The 2627-nt window shown below is 69.1% G+C and carries 1 protein-coding gene and 1 pseudogene; one reads left to right on the top strand and one right to left on the bottom strand.

The features are described from left to right. Positions 1-627: pseudogene (locus JMF90_RS32755) on the top strand (methyl-accepting chemotaxis protein); the annotation flags it as partial. Positions 628-651: 24 nt separating this feature from the next. On the opposite strand, the gene pbpC reads toward JMF90_RS32755, so the two are convergent. Continuing rightward, the coding region (pbpC, locus tag JMF90_RS32750; protein WP_201325986.1) for a penicillin-binding protein 1C at positions 652-2627 on the bottom strand (1976 nt) is incomplete at its 5' end.

Below are 2627 nucleotides of genomic sequence, written 5' to 3'. Positions count from 1 at the left end.
GGCGTCGAGAACTCGGCCGACAATTTCTCGCAGGCCAAGGACCGGCTCGGCAATCTGCTCTCCGTCTCCGAGACGCTGATCGAGCTCACCGCCGCGACCGGCATCGAATCGCCCGACACGCGCCTGATCGACACCGCGCGAAGCACGGCCGCCGCAATCAGCAAACTCTTCGAGGACGCGGTCGGCCGCGGCGACATCACGCTCGACGCGCTCTTCGACACGCACTACGAACCGATTCCCGGCACCGACCCGCAGCAGTTCATGACGCGCTTCACGGCGTTTACCGATCGCGTGCTGCCCGCCATCCAGGAGCCGGTGCTCGACGTCGACGCACGCGTCGTCTATTGCGCGAGCTTCGACCGGCAGTGCTACCTGCCGACCCACAACCGCAAGTTCTCGCTGCCTCAGCGCTCGGACGCCGCGTGGAATGCGGCAAATTGCCGGAACCGCCGGATCTACACGGACCGCACGGCGCGCATGTCCGTGGCGCATGACAAGCCGTTCCTGTTGCAGACCTATCGGCGCGACATGGGCAACGGCCAGTTCGCGCTGATGAAGGACGTGTCCGCGCCGATCGTCGTCGGCGGACGGTCATGGGGTGTACTGCGGATCGGCTACAGCGTTTGAACCGGCGCGCGCGGGCCGCGCGCCTTACTGTTCCAGCCCCACGCCCAGCGGCCGCTGGTCGCTGCGGCCGTGATCGTCGACCACCCGCACCGTATAGCTGCCGGCCGTGCGCGGCTGCCAGAACAGCGCATCGCCCGGCGCGCTGCGGCCGACGTACGCGTCGTTGACGAACCAGTACAGCGCATGCGCGCTCGCATCGGCGGTCGCGTTGAACGCGATACGCGTTTCGTCGGTGCTTTTCACGCGCATCGCATACGTACTGCCGCGCAGCGGCGACGTGATGCGCGGCGGGTCGCCTTCGACCTGCCCGGCATCGCGACACGCCGCATTCTGCGGCGGCCGCCGGCGCGGAATGCCGGCCTGCGCGAACACCTGCTGCAAATCCGACGGCCAGAACTCGAAGACTTCCGTATGCGTGCGCTTGCCGTCGTACGGCGGGCACGCGGCCTGCCCCGTCGCGTCGTCGATCACGACGGGCCGGTGCACGGTGCTCACGCGGATCGGCGACGTGCCTGGAATGAACCACGTCCAGCCCTGCTGCGGACACCACTCGTTCGGCAGGTCGCCGCTCGCGAGACAGACCCGCACGCGCTTCAGGTTCGGCGGCACCGCGCGCGGCGGCTCGACGAGCGTACGTTCCGCATTCATCGCATCGACGCCCTGAAAGAACAGCGGCGCGGCCGCATCGACACCGACGAACGCGGTATTGGTCGAATTGTCGAAGTTGCCGACCCACACGACCAGCACGTACGGGCCGAACACGCCGGCCGTCCACGCATCGCGGAACGACCATGACGTGCCGGTCTTCCAGTACACGGGCACGCTCGACGGCTGCGCGCCGCTCGTCTCGTCGGGGCGCAGGTGCTGGCGCAGCATGTCCATCGTCATGTAGCTCGCTTCGGTGCTCAGCAGGCGTCGGCCGGGCAGCGCCGGTTCGTCCGCGCGCAGCCGCAGCGGCCGGAACTCGCCGCGATTCGCGAGCATCGCGTAGAGCGCCGCGAGATCCTGCATCGTCACTTCGCCGCCGCCGAGCACGAGCGCGAGCCCGTAGTGCTGCGCGCTCGCGAGCCGGCGCACGCCGGCGTCCTGCAGGAACCGGTACAGGTCCGGCGACTTGAGCTGCGATGCGACCCACACGGCCGGCACGTTGCGGCTGCGGTTCAGCGCGTCGGTCGCCGTGATCGGCCCGAGGAAATGACCGTCGAAATTCTCCGGCGCGTAAGGGCCGAACGAAGTCGGCACGTCGCGCAGCACGGTCTGCGGATGCAGCACGCCCTGGTCGAAGCCGAGCGCATAGATGAACGGCTTGAGCGTCGAGCCCGGCGAGCGCCGCGCGAGCGTGCCATTCACCTGCCCGTCGATCGTCCGGTCGAAGAAGTTCGCGGAGCCGACCAGCGCCTTCACGCCCATGTCGCGCGTATCGACGAGGATGGCCGCTGCGTTGCGCACACCCCGCGTATCGTTGCGCGCGACGTAGCGTGAAATCTGCCGTTCGAGCGTGCGTTGCAGGTCGAGATCGAGCGTCGTCACGAGCCGCGCGCCGCCATCGCTGCCGTCATCGCGATCGCCATCGGCCGCCGTGGCGCCCGACGTCGTTCGCCACGCGCTGCGCGCGGCGAGCGCCTGGTCGACCGCATGCGGCGCATCGAACGGCAACGCGGACAGCGGCCGCATCGCGAGCGGCAACGCGAACAACGGCGCGAGCGACGCATCGCGCGGATGCTTCGTCAGCCAGCGCGCATACAGCCGGTTGCGCGACGCGGCCAGCGCGCGGTTGATCGCGTCCTGCCCGCCGCGCACGCGCCGCGCCGGGTCCTGCGGAATCACCGCGAGCGCGAGCGCTTCGGGCAGCGTCAGCGCGTCGGGCATCCGGTCGAAATAGACGACGCTCGCGGTGCCCGCGCCTTCGACGTTGCGGCCGTACGGTGCGTCGTTCAGATACGCTTCGAGAATCTGCCGCTTCGAGTAGAACAGTTCGAGTTGCACCGCACGCGCGACCT

It is taken from the genome of Burkholderia sp. E168m23 (assembly GCF_016586125.1).
Taxonomy (GTDB): Bacteria; Pseudomonadota; Gammaproteobacteria; order Burkholderiales; family Burkholderiaceae; genus Burkholderia; species Burkholderia orbicola.
The sequence above is the reverse complement of the archived record's forward strand: the minus strand, read 5'-3'. Positions and strand labels throughout refer to the sequence as shown.